Here is a 2,260-nt window from a genome sequence, read left to right on the forward strand (position 1 = left end):
GTTCGATGGATTGGGCACTGCCAAGGCCAACAGGCAACAGGAAGAATGACAAAACAATAGTGCTTCGCCACACCAGTGCTAACATTTGTTGATTTTTACGCTTCATCAGAACGTCCTTTCTCTGTTGTTGACACTCCCCGGGCCTTAAGGCGCGGGGATTCTTTCTTCCCAGGGATTCCGACGAACTTGCCCTCAGAAAGCATCTTGACCGTGTGTCCCACGGCTGCAAGCCCACGTAGGCAGACTACTTGAGCGGCTGCCACATCTCTATCTGTGGTATAACCGCAATTTTCACAATGATGGACACGCTCAGCCAAGGTCTTTTTGCCAGTTTCAGTTAAACAATTGGGGCAAATTTGGCTAGTCTTTTTAGAGTCTACTTTTTGGAAGTAAACTCCACGTTTAAAGCAGCACTGCTCTAGTATTTGGAAAAACTGACCCCATCCTGCATCTAAACAGTGCTTACCCAGCATACCCCTGGCCAATCCTTTCAGGCTTAGATCTATGTCCTTCGGACAGGCTTCGCCAACAACAAAGATCATTCCAGCCCAATCACAAAGATTATGAGCTAATTCCCAATGGTAATTCTTCCTGACGTTAGCGATTCGTTCGTGTAACTTACTGACTTTTGCTTGTGCTTTGCGACGGTTACTACTTCCAATACGCTTCCTACTTACCTTCATCTGCAGCAATTTAAGCTTGCGTTCGAGGCGCTTAAAAGGGCGCGGATTAGGAAACAATTTACCGTTGCTGACGGCTGCAAAATGTGTAATTCCCACGTCAACACCCAATGGTTCCCCATGAGGCATAATCTGGGTAATATCCACATCCCATTGCAAAGTCAACATTACATACCAGCCAGTAGCACGCCTGACCACCCTGGCTTGCTTGATTACAGCATCTGCGGGTATTTCCCGTGATTGCCACATCTTCACCCAGCCAATCTTGGGTAATTTGACTCTCCCGGATTCAACCGGTTTGACTCCTAGTTGTGGAAAAACAAAAGACCGCATTTGCCCCTGCTTCTTGAAGCGGGGAAAACCATGCCCTTGCTCCCATATATTAACAAAGGCTTTTTCTAGTCTTTTGAGGGTTTGCTGCAAAACATGGACTTGAACAGCTCTAAGCTCTTCAATAGCTTTCCTAGCAGCAGTTAACCCACGGCACTGACTGGCATAAGTGGGACGTTTAGTATCGGCTGAAATGATGTACTCACTACGGACAGAGCAAGCGTTAATTACACAACTACGAGATTTATACCAATCCTTTCTTTCCGCTAGTCCATAGTTATAAACTTTGCGACACTGTTCAAGCCAGTTTTCAAACAAAGATACTTGCTTAGCGGTAGGTTTTAATTTGAACTCGTAGGTTAGATTGAACACTTTGCTCACCTCCAAGTCTCAACTATATGACATTCTTGAGCTAACGAAAGCGCCTTAATTCAAAGACATAGGATTTTTAAAGCCTCCCTAGAAGGGCGGGGCTTGAGACCCACTATTTTTGGTCATCTTGTGCTGCCCATAGAGGCTCTATCTTACGTGCCAAGATCAACTCCCCTACGTGAACTACCCCAATCCGCTTCACTGAGATTGGGGCGCGCCCTTAACTCAGCTCATGGAGAGACGGTTTTATTCGTCTTCGGAGCTTCCCGCTTCAATGGGTCACGCCTTTTTGTACAAGTACAAATTGGTCTTACTGTCCCTCCACAGGCTCAGAACCGCGTCCCACAGTCCTAAACTCAACTCGCCACTCTCACCTTGGTATGACAACAATCGTCAACCAGCTGGGGCAAGAGTCTTCCCTGAACTCTGCTCTTTTTGTACCAAGCGTCTTACCGCTACGAACGGTTATCTGTTCCGAGACAGTCAGGCGGGTCAACAACCAATACTAAATTAGTGCCAAATAACACGCTTTGACAACTCTTGAGGGGGAGTATCCATCCCCACCTTTTTGAAGAATGGGGAATTTCGTCCCGGAGACGAAACCACTCTTGCCTCCCCCGATTTGTTAAATCCATTTCTTCTAGTTTGCCACCTCCATGACTGAAAGGGTGAATGCCCTTTGATCCCAGTTGGCCAATCAGTAGACCAATCAGTAGACCACAGTTAACACACTTTTGGTTACACCAACAGGTCCTTCTCAGCTTACCCCCTAATCAGCTATGGGGCTATCCAAGCTATAGCAAGTCTTCAAAGTAGCACTACAGATGCAGATGGCCAGAGGTCGGGATGACCAGATCGGGAGATGGCCAGATGAAATT

1 protein-coding gene is annotated in these 2,260 nt (G+C 46.8%); it reads right to left on the reverse strand.

Translation table 11 applies throughout. The features are described from left to right. Window positions 1–95: 95 nt before the first annotated feature. On the reverse strand, window positions 96–1,382 hold the full coding sequence (locus F6K49_RS42510; RefSeq protein WP_293107437.1) for a transposase: 1,287 nt from the start codon (window positions 1,380–1,382) through the stop codon (window positions 96–98). Window positions 1,383–2,260: the final 878 nt, after the last annotated feature.

Source organism: Moorena sp. SIO3I6 (genome assembly GCF_010672095.1).